This window comes from Pukyongia salina (genome assembly GCF_002966125.1).
In the GTDB taxonomy this organism is placed as follows: domain Bacteria; phylum Bacteroidota; class Bacteroidia; order Flavobacteriales; family Flavobacteriaceae; genus Pukyongia; species Pukyongia salina.
In genome coordinates, this window is record NZ_CP027062.1 from 1015285 (window position 1) to 1033404 (window position 18120).

An 18120-nucleotide genomic window follows, 5' to 3' on the forward strand; every position below is an offset into this window, starting at 1 on the left:
CGTTAACTGAAAAGTTGATTTAGAACCAAAAGTGACTTCGGTTTTTTATAGGCCTGCAAATGTAATTGATAATAATTCAATAACAAATTGAGCACCTCCGAACGTACTTTTTTGGTTAGTTTAATTCCGTCAAGTGCATCAAAATCTATGCCGAACAACCCTTTCAAAACCTCAATATTTTCACCTTCTTCACATGCCATTCCACCGGGTGTATCCTCAAAATATCCTTCCTCCAGATTGAAGTATTTTTTCCCCAGGGTAGATTCATCCGGATAGAAACCCAGATAAGCGGTTAATTTTAAGAGGAATAACAAATGAAAATTGGCTACAGCGTCGTGCGTATCCAGCCAGAACAGGGATTGTTGCAGATAACGAAACAAATCTGCATTAGCCTCCTCTTCCCTGATAGAGGTTCTTAGTATTTCAGCCAGGAACATAACTATTCCACTTTTTACAACATCTGTGTGCAAACTGCGATAAGGTTCCAGTATTTTGGCCTCCTGAATCCGTTCTAATGTTCCTTTATCCCTGTGGACGGCGGTGATCTCGAGCTGTGTTAATGGTTGAAAATAGGAAGCTCTCAGTTTTCCTTTCCGAGACTTTAACACATTACGGAGAAGATAACTTTTAAGTCCGGAAGTCTCGGTAAAGCAGCTTACAATAAGGTCTGCTTCGGCGTATTTAACAGATGAGAATACAATGGCAGGGGTAGTGATCACCATTAGCGAATCACCATTATTTTGTGAACTTTGGTTTCCAGCGCATCCTCGGTGGTGATAAGCACCAGATATACTCCGGAGGCTACTTTATAGCGTCCAAAGGCAGTAGTGTCCCATAATATACTCCCTCCCTGGCTGGTTTCCTCGTATACCAGATTACCTTCAATATCGGTGATCTTCACGTTAGCCCTGGCGGTTAACCCATCTATGGTAACATTCCCGTCGAATCCGGGCCGAACCGGATTAGGGTAAGAATATACATCTTCAAGGTTTTCCCTGGGTGCAGTTGAAGATCCGTTGTAAGCAACCAAGCCATTAATGGTAGCGAAGTACACTACACCGGTAAAAGGATCGACAGCGATATCCTGTACATTATTGGAAGGCAAAGGCGAATTGTCCTTGGTAAATCGCAACAAGGTTTCCTGTCCATTTGAAGACAGGTAGAAAACACCCGAAGTAGCCGTAGATATCCATTTGTTGTTGGATCCGTCTACTTCTATATCGGTAACAGTAAGCTCGAAAAGTAATTCCTGAGGTACTCCATCCTCCAAAATTATTATAGGGGAAGTATCCACATCGGCACCTTCTTCAAAAAATCCCCCCACATTGAATAGCACCCGAAGCCCCATTAGGCTTCCAATCCACAAACGATTCTGATTGTCGAATTCTATAGCGCGCACGTTGTTATCGGGAAGATTTCCGCTTCCTATACCTTCTGAAATAAGATTGAATTGCCCGGTAGCAGGGTTGTAACCCACCAGACCGTCCTGATCGTAAGTGAAAAACACATACCCTTCCCTGCTTATACGCAGCTCTCCCAAAGCTCCCGTAGATCCTGCATTGGCGATAATTCCGGTTACATCAATTTTCTGAAAAGACTGAGACGGAGTGACCTTAATTAGTCCTTCATCTTCGCGGCTTTGTGTGATCCAGAGGTTACCATCTCTGTCGAAATCGGCGCCGTAAATTCGCACATCTGTACCATTTGGATCGATAGAATTTAGATTAGTATTGGTATTATCATACCGAAACAAAGGTTGACCGTCTACAATACGTAACAATCCCTTATTATATGATGCCATGTACACCTCTCCGGTATTATTAGGATTGATGGCAACGTTCACAATATCGTTGGTGCTTAACGCCTCCTCAAAATCGAAATTGTTCCAGCTCCCTTCCTTTAAATGGCTTATACCTTTATTGGTAAGTGGAAAAGGGTTGAAATTTACATCCACATCTCCAAAGGCCACCCATAATTCTCCGGGCGCCACATCAAGTGAAAACGGATGATTATCTATTGGTCCATCCGGAAGGATCTGCAATGCCTGGTTAGTACCAAACGGAATGGCCAGTAAGCCATCTTCCTCTGTTCCGTAGTAGAAGGTGCTGTTGAAATTATATCCTGATTGCCCAACTACGTCAAAACCTGGTATATTCTGCACCATCGCTTGCAAGACAAAGCCCTCGGAATAAGCCTCAATCCCTGCCACAGTAGTTATAGTTAACAAGTTGTCGTTAACCCCAAAATCCACAACTTCGCTCGTAAATGAGGTAACGGGCACAAAACCAACTCCCGGAATATATTCTGAAAGCCTACTGTCTGTACGCATGGCATATACTTCCTCGCCAAGAGTTTGAACTCCTATCCAGTTCACACCTGCATTGAAGGTGGTCCATTCCTGAAAATTTATCAGGTTAGGGTTATCGACCAAGGCTCGACGAATTCCCCCTTCCCTTGAAGATGCAAAGATAAATTCTCCGCTAATGGTGGTTTGTGTAATTTCTATCTGAGCGCCCAGATCCCCAATAAAATAAGAGTCGCCAAACTCCAACCTGTCCAGATCGTAGACCGAAATTCCAAAACCGGTGGAGATATAAAGATTACCATTGTATTCGGTGAAATGATTAATTCGTTTTCTGTCGGCCGGAATAGTGGGTTTTTCCAGGATATCCACTACTTTTAAAATATCCTCATTTCCGTCCCTTACAATATCCATAAGCCCGTTTTCATACCCAATGACAAGAAGGTTGAAATTAGAACTGTAATAAATGGATGAGATAGGTTCGCCGGAGAGTCCATTTACCGAAGAAATTGTGTTTATCTCTAGGGTTGAGAGATCGTAGGAAAAAACCGCGTTTTCTGCACCCACAAATACCCGATCGTTACCCTGAGTAATATCCTTTACCGATACGTAGGAAAAATAACCTGTCCATTCATTCTCAAAATTCTGAGCTGTGACTGCACAGGACAAGAAAAATAGAGCGGTAATAAGCAGTTTCATTCAGTTTTTGTTTGTGTATAATAACACGCTAAAATACTATTTATTGCTGGATACAAATGAAAAAAGGTTGCTTCTGCGAGCAACCTTTTTATATTCGTGGGAATTATAATTATACTATTCCTTGGGCTAGCATTGCGTCGGCAATTTTTACAAATCCGGCAATATTGGCTCCTCGTACATAATCTACGTAACCATCCCCGTTTTTGCCATATTTTACGCAGGCAGCGTGTATATCGTTCATTATTCCATGAAGTTTCTGATCTACCTCTTCAGCGCTCCAGCTAAGGCGTAAAGAGTTTTGCGACATCTCCAACCCCGAAGTGGCTACCCCTCCGGCATTAGACGCCTTTCCGGGTGAGAATAATATTTTTGCGTTGTGGAAAACTTCAATTGCTTCAGGTGTTGATGGCATATTTGCCCCTTCAGCTACGCAGATCGTACCATTGTTTACAAGGGTTTCTGCTTCTTCCTTGTTCAATTCGTTCTGAGTAGCACATGGTAGTGCCACATCGCATTGAATGCTCCATGGACGTTCACCTTCACTATACGAAGCCGCCGGATATTTATCTACATATTCCTTAATTCGTCCTCGTTTTACATTCTTCAACTCCATGATAAAGGCTAGTTTTTCTTCATTTATTCCTTCCTCATCGTATATAAATCCGCCGGAATCGGACATGGTTACAACTTTTCCGCCAAATTCCGTAGCTTTTTTTACTGCGAATTGAGCAACGTTACCCGATCCAGAAACGACTACAGTTTTACCTTGAAAGCTTTGACCCATTGTTTCCAGCATGTTCTGAGCAAAATATACGGTTCCGAAGCCGGTAGCTTCAGGTCTAATAAGCGATCCCCCGTATTCAAGACCTTTTCCGGTTAAAACCCCGGTAAATTCGTTTCGCAGACGCTTATACTGCCCAAACAGATAGCCGATCTCTCGACCGCCTACCCCAATATCCCCGGCAGGGACGTCGGTATTGGGCCCTATATGGCGCTGAAGTTCGGTCATGAAGCTTTGGCAAAAGCGCATAACTTCCGAATCACTTTTTCCCTTCGGATTAAAATCACTTCCTCCTTTACCACCACCCATTGGTAATGTGGTAAGGCTATTCTTGAAAACTTGTTCAAACCCAAGAAATTTAAGAATACTCAGGTTTACACTTGGATGAAAACGAAGGCCTCCTTTGTAAGGGCCGATAGCCGAATTGAACTCAACACGGTATCCGCGATTAACCTGCGTATTTCCTTTATCATCTTGCCAGGGTACTCGAAATATAATGGTTCGTTCCGGCTCTGCCATACGCTCCAGTAACATCTTACCCTGATACTTTTCATTCTCTTCTATAAATGGAATTACAGTTTCGGCAACCTCTGTTACCGCCTGAATGAACTCTGGTTCATTAGGATTTCTACTTTCAACATAGGCGATGAAATCTTTTATACTTTGCTTCACTGGTATAAAATTTAAATTTAAATGATTGAGAAATTTATGGTTTCAGAAAAAAAAGTAAAAGGTGTAATTTTTGTTCTCTGAAAACGTTTTCGTAACAAGGAGCAAATATAAGTTATCTACCAAAAATGAAACGCATAAAATGCTGAAATAGCTAAAAATATCCTTTAAATTTCTCTGTTAGATATGTTTTTATATATTTGTTACGTCTCAATCTAAACCATTATATGATGAATGCCAGATCATTGCTATTGGTGTTTTTCCTCTTAGTTTTCGCTAAAGAGGACATTCACAGCCAATTTGGATTCTCCCATGAAGTAGGAGTGATTACCGGTCCAGTCGCGTTCTATTCGGACTTTGGAGTGCGTAATGACTTCGAAACCAATAAAGGAAATGTTGGTATTGGAGTGGGGCTAATACATTACATTAACTTCTCTTATCGGGCGGATTGTAATTGTTACACCCGAGATGTTTATTTCAACGACCACTTTAAGATCAGGAACGAAATAGACTATCACGTTACTAATTTCGATCACTTTGGAAAATGGGTAGATCCCGATAGAACCAGTGAAACCGCAAATCAATTGCGCGCCATGAAGGGGAAAAGTCGTGTTTTCGATATTGGGACACAATTAGAATATTTTCCATTGAGTATACGGGATTTTGCCGCCGGAGGATACAAAATAGCACCATTTGGCGCTGTTGGAGTTCACTGGGTAAGTTTCGACCCTGAAGTATATTCGGAATTAGGTCCGCTTAACACTCCTGTTTCTACACCTCTACCTAAATACCGAAATGCATTTCAGCAGGAAGGAGACAGTACCTGGTCTATAGTGATGAGTGTTGGTATTCGTTATAAACTTTCCGAATTGAGCGATCTTATGCTCGATAGTCGCTGGCAGTATTATTTCAGCAACTGGGTGGATGGATTAAACCCTTCCGAAGAAAACAATAATGAATTGCCTGTTCCCGAAAATAAAGCCAACGACTGGATCTACTGGCTGAATATTGGGTACATCTATTACCTCGACTAGCAATTAAATTAAAATATAAAGAAACCCCTGAGTTTATTAGCACTCAGGGGTTTTTTATATGTAAGATCTATTCTTAACCTATAGCCTGCTCCAGATCCTCAATTAAATCCTTCACATCTTCAATTCCAACACTCAACCGAATAAGAGCATCTACAACACCTGTTTTCTCCCGTTCTTCCTTAGGGATACTGGCATGCGTCATACTAGCAGGGTGCCCGGCCAGGCTTTCCACTCCTCCCAGACTTTCGGCAAGGGTAAAGATCTTTAGATTTTCCACTATTCGTACAGCCTCATCATAATTGTTACCCTTGGTGACAAAGGAGATCATTCCTCCAAAATCGCGCATCTGATCTCTGGCAATTACATGATTAGGATGCGATTCGAAGCCGGGCCAATAGACTTTTTCAATTTTAGGGTGATCGAGCAAGTATTCTGCAATCGCCTTACCATTTTCACAATGACGCTGCATACGCACATGTAAGGTTTTCAGTCCGCGTAGCACCAGAAAACTATCCTGAGGGCCACAAACTGCACCGCTCGCATTCTGGATGAAATATAATTTTTCGGCCAGATTGTCGTCATTTACCACAAGTGCACCCATTACCACATCACTATGGCCGCCCAGATACTTTGTAGCGCTGTGCATAACGATATCGGCACCCAGGTCTAATGGTTGTTGTAAATAAGGCGTAGCAAAGGTATTATCTACGGCAAGCAGCAAATCATGTTTCCGCGCCACGGCAGCACACGCCTTTATATCGATAATGTTCATCATGGGGTTGGTGGGTGTTTCCACCCAGATAAGCCTGGTATTATCGTTCACATATTTTTCAACATTTGCGGCATTCTCCATCCCGATAAAGTGAAACTTTACCCCAAATTGCTCAAAAACTTTGGTAAAAAGCCTGTAGGTTCCTCCATACAGGTCGTTTGTAGAGATCACTTCGTCACCCGGCTTGAGCAATTTGATCACGGCATCTATCGCCGCCAGCCCACTGGCAAACGCCAACCCGTGTTTCCCATTCTCAATGCTGGCAAAGGCACGTTCCAGTGCGGCTCGAGTAGGATTTCCACTTCGCGAATACTCATAGCCTTTGTGCCCCCCTGGTGTTGATTGAGCATACGTACTGGTTTGATATATAGGCGGCATAACAGACCCGTATGCGGGATCTACATCATGCTGGCCGCCGTGTATTGTTTTGGTGTTGAATTTCATGGAATTGTTTCTGAATTTTTTGAAAAACAAAAGTAATACATTACTTCGTGAAAGCGAATTCTGTTGTATTTTTAACGAATGATTAGAATCTGCGTATACACTTTCATTCTGGCAAGTCTTTTAATCGCTTGCAAAAAGGAACAACCCTTGTCCATCACAGCTCAAAACTTCACCGAAAAAGAACTATCCATCTGCGATACAGGCTGTCCCGAGATCACAGTTAATTATATACAAATTGAAGGGGATGGGGAACGTGCTAACAATATCAATTCGAGAGTAAAGGAATTCATTATTGATGCGCTTTACCTGGGCGAAGAAACTTCGTCTCCTTCTGCTACATCGATCGCCGAGGCAGGGACACAATTTGTAAAAACCTACCAAACCCACACCGCCGAATTTCCCGATATGGAACTCGAATATTTTGTCGAGATAAATATCCGGGAAACCTATAACAGTCCACAATTATTGTCGCTTGAAATGCATCAGTACCTGTTTACCGGAGGTGCACACGGTTATGGTGCCACTTTCTTCGAAAATTTCGATGCTCAAACCGGCCAGCCCTTAACCATAGATGAATTATTCAAGGATAAAAAATCCCTTGTCAAGTTAGTTGAAAAAGAATTCAGAAAAGCCTTTGAGATCCCAGAGAACGAATCTATCAATGCAACGGGATTCTGGTTTGAAGATGATCGCTTCCATTTGCCCGAGTCGATCGGGTTTAGCGGTTCTAATTTAGTAATGATCTATAATCAATACGATATCGCCAGTTATGCGGCCGGGCCCATCGAGCTTGAGATTCCGTTAAAAAAAGTTGAATCTTACTTATCCTTTTCCATACAATGAACCTCTTCTATTATTTAGATAGCTGTGATACTTGCAAACGCATCATGAAGTTTCTCAACTTGCCCGATTCGGTAAATTTACGCGAGATTAAAAGCGATCCTGTTTCAGAAAAAGAATTAGAGAAACTGAAAGAATTAGCCGGCAGCTATGAAGCTTTGTTTAGTAAAAGGGCGCGCTTATATAAAGAACGAAATCTCAAAGAAGTTAATTTGCAGGAGGCGGATTATAAAGATCTGCTTTTAGAACATTACACCTTCTTAAAACGGCCTGTTTTGGTGTACAAGGATGAAATTTATATTGGGAACAGCAAGAAGACGACCGAGGCAGCTTCGCTTGCATTGAGACAAGGCTTATGAATAAAAGGGTTCTTGCATTAGCTGCGGCTACAGGAGCCAGTGCGATCTATGGTATTAATCATACTATAGCAAAAGGTCTTATGCCAGATATTATCGGACCTTTTGGGTTTATTCTTCTTAGAGTAGGCGGTGCAGCCGTACTTTTTTGGCTTATAAGCTTCTTCTATCGCTCCGAAAAGATCGATAAGAAAGACTGGTTACGAATAATAGGTTGTGCCTTTTTCGGGATGGTGCTTAACATGAATATGTTCTTTAAGGGCCTCGAATTATCCACTCCCATAAACAGCTCGGTGGTGATCACCTTGTCCCCTGTACTATTACTGGTACTTTCGGCATTTTTTCTGAAGGAGCGTATCACGTGGCTGAAATCTGTAGGAATTGGAATTGGCTTAGCGGGAGCCTTGCTACTCATCCTTTTTGGATTAAAATCTCAACCAAATGCCCCTAACATTCCTCTGGGAAATATTCTCTTTATTGTAAATGCGGCTTCGTATTCCTTCTATCTTATTTTCGTTAAGCCCCTGGTATCAAAATACAGTTCAATTACCTTAATGAAGATTTTTTTCCTATTCGCCCTTGTTATGAATCTACCAATAGGTTTTGGCGAATTCTCCCAGGTTAGCTGGTTTAACCTGGATATGGATACAATATGGAAACTGGTCTTTGTGGTTGTTGGAACCACCGTGATGACCTATTTGCTAAACATATATGCGCTTAAACAACTAAGCCCGTCCACTATCGGTGCGTTTATCTATTTACAGCCGGTAATTGCGGCAACATTCGCTATTCTGGCAGGAGCAGATACACTTACTCCCTTACGGGTACTGGCAGCCATACTGATCTTTACCGGGGTGTTTCTCTCTACCAGGAAACCGAAAGCTAAAACTGAAGGTTCTTAGGTTTCCTGCCAAATGCGCGCATATCTTCTTTAGTGAGTATTTTAAAATCAGCTGTGTGAGGTGATAGTTTAATTTTTTCGATCAATTCTGGAGGGAGTGCTGTGAGTTTCCGCGATGAAAGATCCATCCACCCTCCCTGCATATCGCAACTAGCTAGATTCTCTCCTTTATCATTGTAGAAATTGTGAACGAATTTGAAGAATTTACCGTCCTCGCTTATCCCTCCAAGTTCGAAACTAACTTTAATCTTTCCTCCCAGGGATTCTTTGAAAAAGTATAGATGTTCATGAAATACCACCGGGCCAATATTGTATTTGTCCATCGTTTGGGCGTCGAAGCCGTGCTCGTTCAGGAAGCTCATACGGGTATGGCTCATATACATTACATACGAGCTATTTGCGAGATGCCTGTTGGCATCCAGGTCGTTCCATCGTATTTCAAATTCTTTCAAGTACATGTCTACCTTTTTTAGTTTGTGTTTCAATAAATTCTAACACCAGATTCAATACTTCATCACTCTTTAGGGTATGATCAAGCCCGTTGGTATAATGGTATTCTATATTCTTTGCTTCTGAAGCGGCCTCTTTTATCGGCCCGATGGGGGTAACGGTGTCTGTTTCCTCATGAATGAGAAATAAGGGCTTATCCAACTTCCGAAAAAAATGCTTCATAGTGATATCACTATGTGGAAGCTTTAAAACTTCATTGAACCGCACACCGAGATTGTTAATCATCCCGGGAGAAAGGTCCATCTTTTCTCTGCAATACCCAAATACGGGCTCTAATCCTTCGATCGATCCCATTATCACATAATTCTTTACCGCCACTGAAGGACTATACAGATATTGATAGCCGGCTACCAAATTGCCAAAGGAATGCCCAACCACCACATCTACTTCTCCTATCGTCCGGATTGCCTGTTCATATGCCTGTCGAAAGATCTCTATGTTCATGTAATTCGAGTAGGAGTCTCCATGTCCCGGTGCATCCAGCGCATAACAGCTATATTGCTCTGGATCCAGGGATTCTACATATTTCTTCCATCGCTGGGAATTACTCATCCAGCCATGTAAAAAGAGTACCTTCACCGGGCCCTTACCCCATCGATGTAAGGCAGTATTAATGCCGGCAATATCCATCCAGATAGTTTCGCCCACATCAAAAAATTTTCTTCCCGTTTCAGTAACTGGGATGTGTTTGATCCTGCATAATAGGTCGAAAGCACGGTTTCGTGTATACTTTGGGAATACCGGTGCCAATAAGTTGAATGTTCGCCCGATGATTTTTGGTAGTAACTGCTTCATAATGATTGAGATACCAATTGGTATCTATAATTTTAAATTTTTTTATATAGACAATTCTTTTACCAGGCTTCTTAGGTGATGTATGGTGTGTTGTATCGCTTCATCATTACGTTCCAGCTTACTCATCATGATCCCTCCTTCCAGGCCGGCAATAAAGATGGTGCTGTAAAACGAAACATCTATATCCGGTTTTACCTGCCCGTTTTTAATCCCGTTCGCCAGTAATTTTGCCATAGATGCCCTTAAATGTGCAAGCATATTATAGGCCTGTTGCCTTAGTACAGGATTTGTATCATCTGTTTCAACAGCAGCATTCATTAATGGACAACCACCTTCATATAGTGGCGCATTCATATAATTTTCAAAGAAAGTAAAGATGGCTTCAAATTTTGTTTGAAATGAATTTGCCTTCCTGATCAAATCACCAATCTCCTCGAACATTAGTTTAGACAAGCGACGGAGCGCATGCTGTTCAAGGTCCTGTTTGTTTTCAAAATGCCTGTATATAGCACCCTTGGTTAAGCCCGTAGCCCTGGTAATATCACTTATAGAAGTTGCCTTATAACCTTGTGTATTAAAAAGGTTTGCACTTTCGTTTATAATACGGTTTTTAGTGGCTTCGGAATTTCTCATGCGCCAAAGATACCAATTGGTATCTAATTTAGCAAATTTCTTTCTATTTCACTTTATTCCTCTATCTTTACAACCTCTGGACCATACAACACACGAATGCCATTAGTAACTTCCTCCTATCGTGCAAAGGGATTATTTAAAAACGCACATTTTTCCACCATTTATTCGGCAAAGATCAGGCAAGCTCCCAGGCTGGTTCAAACAAGAGAACGTGTTACCCTTAGTGATTCAGATTTTATCGACCTCGACTTTAGTTTTACGCCCGGGGGGTCAACCAAAATCGCCATTTTATTACACGGCCTGGAAGGTAATGCTCAACGCAGCTATATAAAAGGGCAGGCGAGAGTGCTCACGGAAAATAGCTGGAATGTATGTGCTGTGAACTATCGTGGTTGCAGTGGAGAACCTAACCGGTTATACAAGTCGTATAACGCAGGTAAAACAGACGATCTGGATGAGATCATTCATTATATCTTGCAAAAGGATTCCTATACGGAGATCGCTCTTATTGGTTTTAGTCTCGGTGGAAATCTCTTATTGAAATATCTCGGGGAACGGGAGTCTGTTCCGAAGGAGATCAAAAAAAGCATTGCTGTTTCGGCACCCTTGAGTTTGGAAGGGTCGCTCAATTCTCTAACGAGATTTCACAATTGGATCTACCGAACTTCTTTTTTGTATGACCTTCGGAAGAAATATGTACAAAAAGTTAAGCTATTCCCCGAACTGGCTTCGGCTTCAGAAAGTAAAAAGATAAGATCCCTGCTGGATTTTGATAATATTTATACGGCCCCGGCACACGGATTTAAAGACGCTTACGATTATTACCACAAAAACAGTAGTGGGCAATTCTTAAAACAAATCAAAATCCCGATTTTAATTCTCAATGCCGAAAACGATAGTTTTTTAAGTGATCGATGTTATCCGAGAGAACTTGCATCAGAATTAAAAAACATTTATCTTGAAACTCCAAAGTACGGAGGACATGTGGGCTTTGTAGGCCCTAATAACATCTATTATAATGAGACCCGTGCCCTGGAGTTTTTAAATTCTAATCACTAATTAAGAAAGCATGAAAATATTAAGATTTACGATACTCCTTCTAATGTTGGGCCTTATTTACAACTGCGGTGGTGAAAAAGAGAAAAAGGAAGAAAAGGAAGAAATCAAGATAGGTAATAAGAAAGAAGCTGTTACCGAAAAATCCAATAGTGTGAACATTGGCCTTACCGGAAATGATCTCATGCAGTTCGACAAGAACGAGATCAAAGTAAAAGCAGGCCAGGAAGTTACTTTAACCCTCCGGCATATAGGAAAGCTCGATTTAAAGGTAATGGGACATAATTTTGTTCTACTCAAGCCTGGAGTCTCTATTCCCGAATTTTCTATTAAAGCTGGTGAAGCTGGTGAAGCTTTAGATTGGATCCCGGAAAATTCTGATGATGTAATTGTACATACCAAAATGATAGGTGGAGGACAAACCACCTCCATTACCTTTACCGCTCCAGCTGCTGGGACTTACGATTTTATTTGCAGTTTCCCCGGGCATTCGGGCCTTATGAAAGGTAAATTTATTGTAGAATAGTCGGCCTTATAAAAAACTATCGGCCTCTTTATAGGCATTAATTACCTGTTGTTCCCCCTCTATCCCCTTAATAGAGTTCCCGTGTTCCATTCCCAGGATTCCGGTAAATCCTTTTTTGTGAATAAAGCGAAAGATATTCTTATAATTGATCTCGCCCGTGCCGGGTTCGTTTCTTCCCGGGTTATCACCCATCTGAAAATAAGCGATCTCATCCCAGCAGGCCTCTATATTTGGAATTAGATTCCCCTCCTGGATCTGTTGATGATACACATCAAAAAGTATCTTGCAGGACGGACTGCCCACAGCCTTGCAAATTTCGAATGCCTGTGGTGATTCGCTTAGAAACATGCCCGGATGATTCCTGAAATTAAGCGGCTCGAGTACCATGGTAAGGCCATGTGGTTCGAGAATTTCACTGGCTTGTTTTAGGGTCTCTATCACGTTGGCCATCTGGTAGTTCATGTTTAATTTCAAATCTACATGCCCCGGCACCACTGTCATCCATTTTGCATTTACACGTTTGGCAACCTCTACAGATCTTTTTATTTCTGAAATGAATTCTTCTCTTTTTTCCTTATTCCCACTTGCAAGATTGGGTTCCTTCCAATAAATAGTGTGTGCAACAAATACTCCCATTTCCATGCTAAGGCGCTGCATAGCCGATGCCATTCGTTCTTGTTCTTCCACAGGGCGTTTTTGCATTTCATTATCTTCGAAGGCCTTAAATCCCTGCGCCGCCATAAACTCCAGCTGACTCACCACATCATTTCCCGCATGTTCTTTAAACATACCAATATGAGGTGCATATTTTAAATTAAACGAATGTGCCTGAGAGTATGATTGAGGCCATAGCTCGCTGGCTAGTGCACTTCCTCCTAAAGAGAACAGGGAACCCGCAAGAGCTCCCTGTTTTATAAATTGACGTCTTTCCATTTTAAAAAATTATAAAGCCATCGCATTTCCATTGCCGGCTTCGCTTAAAGGTATACATCCCTTCTGTTGTCCTGGTACAGGATCATACCACAGTACGTTCTTGCCAATCTCCTCGCTGGATTTCCATGCCCAGATGCTCATCCCTCTAATTCCGGCGACCAGGCTAAAAACTGCTGCGTCTGGATCGGGCGAAGTAGTTGGATCGGCATCATAAGCTTCGTAAAACTCGGACATCTTTATATACTTAGCGCGTTGCTCTTCCTCACTCGACTTTAGATATTTGGCCAGAATCTGGTCATACTCGGTGGCTTCTCCATCCTCAAGTTCTTTATTGAAAGTGGTTCGGAATTCATCTGCGAGTAATTTAAGAAATGTCTTTATGTTCGCCTGTAACGGCTCATATCTTTCTGCCCAGATCTTTCCCTGAGTTGTTGGCGTTACCTCTTGCCAATACGAATCGATAAACTGAGGCACTCCTACATCCACCGCCCCCGGTACCGTCTCATCTGAAGGGATCATAAGATCCACCATGGTTGTTAGTGCATGAAATTCACCGGCTGTAGTGAAAACCGGAACATAGGCCGGTTTATCAGCTTCAGTTTTACAGCTCTGTAACAGACTGATAACTGTAGGCGTGGCAACCATTACTCCGGCTCCAAATCCTATATTACGTAGTGCTTGTCTTCTATCCATTATGCTTCTTTTTTAATTTGTTGAGCTGCGTGATTCGCTGCTCTGGCACTAAAGGCCATATACGAAAGTGACGGATTTACACAACTGGCGGAGGTCATAAATGCTCCATCGGTTACATAAACATTAGGAACCGCATGTAATTGATTGTTTCCGTTACACACAGAGGTCTTTGGGTCCCGGCCCATTCTGGCAGTTCCCATTTCATGAATTCCCAATCCCGGAGCACCCGGATCGTCCCAGGGTTCTATATCCTCATATCCTGCATTACTAAGCATCTCTACCGCCTGTTGTACCATATCCTTCCGCATTTCGTATTCGTTCTCTTTCCATTCGGCATCGAAGGTTACTGTTGGTAATCCCCATTGATCGAGGTTATCGTAATCAAGGGTCATTTTATTTTCATGATATGGCAGACATTCCCCGAAGCCTAATAACAACATTCGCCATTTTCCGGGTTTTACCACAGATTCCTTGAGGTTTTGTCCGTAGGCCAACTCGGCAACCATTTCGTTGTAATGGCTCCTGCTGGCACCTCCCTGGTAACCATATCCTCTTTTAAAGGTTTTCTGGTCTGTCTTTCCACCTAGATTCCTGAATCTGGGAACATAGATCCCGTTGGGTCTGCGTCCTTTATAATGTTTGTCTTCAAAACCGGGAACATTTGCCCAGGCTCCGGCTTTGAAATGGTGGTCCATAATATTATGTCCCAACTCACCACTGTCGTTCCCCATACCATTAGGAAAACGTTTACTTTTAGACTGCATCAGGATACTGGCAGACGCTATTGCCGAAGCACACAGGAAGATCACTTTCGCATTAAAAACGATCTCTTCCTTAGACTCTGCATCTATAACTTTAACTCCCGAAGCTTTTCCTGTTGCCTCATCGTATAAAACTTCTGCTACAATTGAATGTGGACGGATCGTTAGATTCCCGGTTCGTTCGGCTGCAGGTAGTGTAGAAGAATTACTGCTGAAATAGCCGCCAAACGGACAACCCCTCATACAGCGATTTCTAAATTGACAATTGGAACGTCCCTGAAAAGTTTGAGTCCCGGTAATATGAGCAGCACGACCGATGGTTAGTACCCGACCGTCGTCATAATTTTTAGCTATTTTGTCTTTCAAATCGGTCTCTGCACAATTTAATTCCATGGGAGGGCAAAATTTACCGTCCGGTAGATGTGGAAGACCAAGGTTCTCTCCACTTACCCCTATAAATTCCTCAACTTTATCGTACCAGGGTGCAATATCTTTGTATCGAACCGGCCAGTCTACAGCAATTCCTTCCTTCTTATTCGCGCTAAAATCGATATCACTCAATCTGTAACTCTGTCTACCCCAAACTAAAGAACGTCCACCAACGTGATATCCGCGAAGCCAATCGAATCGCTTCTTTTCGTTATAAGGGTGTTCCAGGTCGTTCACAAAGAAATGTCGGTGAGCTTCATCTGTAGTATATCCGGATCTGGCTTGTTTTAATTGTTTGTCCTGTTCACTTTTTGGCAGTTGTCCTTTGAATTCGAATTCCCACGGATCCATATTCATGGTGTGGTAATCTTTAATATGTTCTACCATTCTTCCTCGTTCCAGAACGAGGGTCTTTAGACCGTTTTCACACAGTTCTTTGGCGGCCCATCCGCCACTAATACCAGAGCCTACAACTATGGCATCGTAATTTTCATTAGGGTTAATCATTGTGGAGTTATTGGTTTAGATTGAAATAAGAGGTTGTTTTATTTTTATATGGAATTAATTTCTCAACAAGCGAACAACTAATGTCATGTTTTTTTGTTGATTTTACAAGAAACTGCACCGTAAATAAGAACATGTTCAGTCGAAAACGTTTTCGATTGCAAATATCCTATCAGAACACACATTCTTATCCATTTCTTTCAAAAAAAAACTAACTTAGAACTCCTTAAAAATGGACCATCATATTTACAGTATTCTCAAAAAACATCCTCAATGAAAAAATTCTTCACCTTATTCGTCTTATCCTCAGTGATTCTCTCATGTGGTAATAAGACTGAATCAAATTCAGAAGTTGCCGAAATAGACCAGAACACAGAAGTGAAATCTCCGGATCCAGAAGTAAAATTATCATTGGCACAATGGTCCTTACACCGTCGTTACAAAGCTAAGGATGGCAATCCATTTAATTTTGCCCGGGATGCTAAAGAACTAGGTTTCGATGCAGTGGAATTTGTTACACAACTTTATACAAAACAGATTGAGGAGTTAGGGCACGATGCCGTTGTAGATTCCTTGTTGGCAGAGAACAAGCGACACGGTGTAAAATGTGTCCTTATCATGGTAGACGACGAAGGTGACCTAGCCGATCCTGATGAAAAAGCACGAGATCTCGCCGTGGAAAACCATAAGAAATGGGTAGATGCGGCTGCAAAATTAGGAGGCCATGCAATTCGCGTTAATACATTTGGAACCAACGACCCCAAGGTTTGGAGCGAAACCGTAGTGGATGGATTAAAAAAACTTTCCGAATACGCCGCTACTAAAAACATCAATGTCCTGGCAGAAAATCATGGATGGTTATCTTCAGACGCAGATAAACTAATGGCCGCTATCGAAAAGGTGAACTTGCCTAATTGTGGTACCTTACCCGATTTCGGGAATTGGTGTATAAAACGTGAAAACAACGAACGATGGGGAAAATGCGTAGAGGAATATCCCGATTACTACCGAGGGATCGAACTTATGATGCCGGCCGCTAAAGCAGTGAGCGCAAAAGCGAATACATTCGATGAAAACGGAAATGAGTCCAGGATAGACTATTATCGCATGATGCAGATCGTAAAGGACGCCGGATATGATGGACATATTGGAGTAGAATTCGAATCGGAGGAAATCGATGAGCCGGAAGGGATTATAAAAACGAAGAAACTAATAGAAAAGGCAGCTGCCAAAGCTAATTAATATAGGACCTATGAAAGCAATTACTCGAATTCAATTATCGATTATGATGTTCCTGGAATTCTTTATCTGGGGTGGCTGGTTTGTTACAATGGGAACATTTTTGGGCAACAACCTGTCTGCAACGGGTGCAGAAACCGGCATGGCATATTCAACGCAGTCGTGGGGAGCCATCATCGCCCCATTTATTATAGGACTTATCGCCGACCGATTTTTTAATGCGGAGAAGATCTTAGCCGTATTACATCTCATTGGTGCCTTCCTGATGTACCAAATGTCGCAAGCGACAGATTTCAACGTATTTTATCCCTATGTTCTTGGGTATATGATCGCCTATATGCCTACCCTGGCTTTGGTTAATTCTGTTTCCTTCAATCAAATGAAAGATCCCGCGAAAGAATTTCCCTTTATCAGGGTTTGGGGTACAGTGGGCTGGATAGTGGCTGGCCTTCTAATAAGCTTCGCGTTTAAATGGGATTCTCTGGATAATATTGCCGAAGGAATGTTGGCCAAAACTTTTTTAATGACAGCAATTGCCTCGGGACTACTTGGATTATTTAGTTTCTTCCTTCCCAAAACACCTCCAAGTGTGGCAAAAGGCGAAAAGGTGCGTATTGGAGATATTCTAGGACTTGATGCGTTAAAATTATTAAAGGACAGAAACTTTTTGGTATTCTTTTTATCCTCAGTACTTATATGCATTCCTCTGGCATTCTACTATCAAAATTTAAGTCCGTTCCTAACCGAATCGGGCGTGGAGAATTCTACTGCCTGGGCTTCGGCTGGACAGTTCTCGGAAGTGGTGTTCATGTTGCTTCTTCCGTTCTTCTTCAAGAAATATGGATTTAAAATGACCATTTTGGTAGGTATGTTGGCATGGGGGATCCGTTACCTTCTATTTGCATTTGGTGATGCAGGCGAGTTATTCTTTATGCTCGTTACCGGGATCATTCTACATGGGATTTGTTATGATTTCTTCTTTGTTTCCGGCCAGATCTATACCGATAGCAAAGCAGGTGAAAAAGCAAAAAGTGCAGCACAAGGTCTTATCACCTTAGCGACCTATGGAGTGGGTATGCTAATAGGGTTCTATGTGGCCGGAAAAGTAACAGACGCTAACCTGGTTTCGGAAGGTGTTCACGCATGGAAGGACATTTGGTTCTTCCCTGCCATTTTTGCCGCAGTTGTATTTGTGATCTTTGGATTGCTATTTAAAAATGAAAAAATAGAATATAAAACTTAA

18 protein-coding genes are annotated in these 18120 nt (G+C 42.0%); 8 read left to right on the forward strand and 10 right to left on the reverse strand.

Annotated elements, in window-relative coordinates; all coding sequences use genetic code 11:
* Nucleotides 1–2: 2 nt before the first annotated feature.
* The 3 genes from recO to gdhA form a co-directional block, all read right to left on the reverse strand.
* Nucleotides 3–722, reverse strand: coding sequence for a DNA repair protein RecO (gene recO, locus C5O00_RS04510; protein WP_105215326.1), 720 nt, complete (start codon nucleotides 720–722; stop codon nucleotides 3–5).
* Entirely contained in the window at nucleotides 722–3001 is a 2280-nt protein-coding gene (gene porZ / locus C5O00_RS04515) for a type IX secretion system anionic LPS delivery protein PorZ (RefSeq protein ID WP_105215328.1), read from the reverse strand. The genes recO and porZ overlap by 1 nt, the downstream gene beginning before the upstream one ends.
* 109 nt (nucleotides 3002–3110) lie before the next feature.
* Nucleotides 3111–4454, reverse strand: a complete 1344-nt coding sequence (gene gdhA / locus C5O00_RS04520) for an NADP-specific glutamate dehydrogenase (RefSeq protein WP_105215330.1) — start codon at nucleotides 4452–4454, stop codon at nucleotides 3111–3113.
* A 227-nt stretch (nucleotides 4455–4681) separates the two neighbouring features.
* Between gdhA and C5O00_RS04525 the strand changes: the two genes are divergently transcribed.
* A complete protein-coding gene (locus tag C5O00_RS04525; protein WP_105217572.1) occupies nucleotides 4682–5485 on the forward strand; it encodes a THC0290_0291 family protein in 804 nt (267 codons plus the stop codon).
* Nucleotides 5486–5558: 73 nt separating this feature from the next.
* Here the strand turns inward: C5O00_RS04525 and C5O00_RS04530 are convergent, their stop codons facing one another.
* Nucleotides 5559–6701: a cystathionine gamma-synthase gene (locus C5O00_RS04530; protein ID WP_105215332.1), complete on the reverse strand. Its 1143-nt coding sequence runs from the start codon at nucleotides 6699–6701 to the stop codon at nucleotides 5559–5561.
* A 78-nt stretch (nucleotides 6702–6779) separates the two neighbouring features.
* Between C5O00_RS04530 and C5O00_RS04535 the strand changes: the two genes are divergently transcribed.
* From C5O00_RS04535 to C5O00_RS04545, 3 genes are read left to right on the forward strand one after another with little or no spacing between them, the layout of a single operon-like run.
* Nucleotides 6780–7544, forward strand: coding sequence for a PdaC/RsiV family protein (locus C5O00_RS04535; RefSeq protein ID WP_105215334.1), 765 nt, complete (start codon nucleotides 6780–6782; stop codon nucleotides 7542–7544).
* 44 nt (nucleotides 7545–7588) lie between these two features.
* Nucleotides 7589–7900 (forward strand): arsenate reductase family protein, encoded by a 312-nt coding sequence (locus tag C5O00_RS04540; protein WP_317046437.1) that lies wholly within the window; start codon nucleotides 7589–7591, stop codon nucleotides 7898–7900.
* The gene (locus C5O00_RS04545; protein WP_105215338.1) at nucleotides 7897–8799 is read left to right on the forward strand and encodes a DMT family transporter; all 903 of its coding nucleotides are present in this window, start codon (nucleotides 7897–7899) and stop codon (nucleotides 8797–8799) included. Before C5O00_RS04540 ends, C5O00_RS04545 begins: the two co-directional genes overlap by 4 nt.
* Here the strand turns inward: C5O00_RS04545 and C5O00_RS04550 are convergent.
* From C5O00_RS04550 to C5O00_RS04560, 3 genes are read right to left on the reverse strand one after another with little or no spacing between them, the layout of a single operon-like run.
* Nucleotides 8780–9256 (reverse strand): acyl-CoA thioesterase, encoded by a 477-nt coding sequence (locus C5O00_RS04550; protein ID WP_105215340.1) that lies wholly within the window; start codon nucleotides 9254–9256, stop codon nucleotides 8780–8782. The two genes, C5O00_RS04545 and C5O00_RS04550, sit on opposite strands and share 20 nt — an antisense overlap.
* On the reverse strand, nucleotides 9237–10103 hold the full coding sequence (locus C5O00_RS04555; protein WP_105215342.1) for an alpha/beta fold hydrolase: 867 nt from the start codon (nucleotides 10101–10103) through the stop codon (nucleotides 9237–9239). The genes C5O00_RS04550 and C5O00_RS04555 overlap by 20 nt, the downstream gene beginning before the upstream one ends.
* A gap of 42 nt (nucleotides 10104–10145) precedes the next feature.
* Complete coding sequence (locus C5O00_RS04560) at nucleotides 10146–10736, reverse strand: TetR/AcrR family transcriptional regulator (RefSeq protein ID WP_105215344.1); 591 nt, start codon at nucleotides 10734–10736, stop codon at nucleotides 10146–10148.
* 96 nt (nucleotides 10737–10832) lie between these two features.
* On the opposite strand from C5O00_RS04560, the gene C5O00_RS04565 reads away from it, so the two are divergent.
* Nucleotides 10833–11795 carry a YheT family hydrolase gene (locus C5O00_RS04565; RefSeq protein WP_105215346.1) on the forward strand — a complete coding sequence of 321 codons (963 nt, stop codon included), beginning with the start codon at nucleotides 10833–10835 and terminating at the stop codon, nucleotides 11793–11795.
* 10 nt (nucleotides 11796–11805) lie between these two features.
* Entirely contained in the window at nucleotides 11806–12318 is a 513-nt protein-coding gene (locus tag C5O00_RS04570) for a plastocyanin/azurin family copper-binding protein (RefSeq protein WP_105215348.1), read from the forward strand.
* 6 nt (nucleotides 12319–12324) lie between these two features.
* On the opposite strand, the gene C5O00_RS04575 is transcribed toward C5O00_RS04570, so the two are convergent.
* From C5O00_RS04575 to C5O00_RS04585, 3 genes are read right to left on the reverse strand one after another with little or no spacing between them, the layout of a single operon-like run.
* The gene (locus C5O00_RS04575) at nucleotides 12325–13251 is read right to left on the reverse strand and encodes a hydroxypyruvate isomerase family protein (protein WP_105215350.1); all 927 of its coding nucleotides are present in this window, start codon (nucleotides 13249–13251) and stop codon (nucleotides 12325–12327) included.
* A 9-nt stretch (nucleotides 13252–13260) separates the two neighbouring features.
* Entirely contained in the window at nucleotides 13261–13944 is a 684-nt protein-coding gene (locus C5O00_RS04580; protein WP_105215352.1) for a gluconate 2-dehydrogenase subunit 3 family protein, read from the reverse strand.
* Nucleotides 13944–15641 carry a GMC oxidoreductase gene (locus tag C5O00_RS04585; protein WP_105215354.1) on the reverse strand — a complete coding sequence of 566 codons (1698 nt, stop codon included), beginning with the start codon at nucleotides 15639–15641 and terminating at the stop codon, nucleotides 13944–13946. The genes C5O00_RS04580 and C5O00_RS04585 overlap by 1 nt, the downstream gene beginning before the upstream one ends.
* 270 nt (nucleotides 15642–15911) lie before the next feature.
* On the opposite strand from C5O00_RS04585, the gene C5O00_RS04590 reads away from it, so the two are divergent.
* Both C5O00_RS04590 and C5O00_RS04595 read left to right on the forward strand, forming a co-directional pair.
* A complete protein-coding gene (locus C5O00_RS04590; RefSeq protein WP_105215356.1) occupies nucleotides 15912–16880 on the forward strand; it encodes a sugar phosphate isomerase/epimerase family protein in 969 nt (322 codons plus the stop codon).
* Between the two features lie 10 nt (nucleotides 16881–16890).
* Nucleotides 16891–18120 carry a nucleoside permease gene (locus C5O00_RS04595; RefSeq protein WP_105215358.1) on the forward strand — a complete coding sequence of 410 codons (1230 nt, stop codon included), beginning with the start codon at nucleotides 16891–16893 and terminating at the stop codon, nucleotides 18118–18120.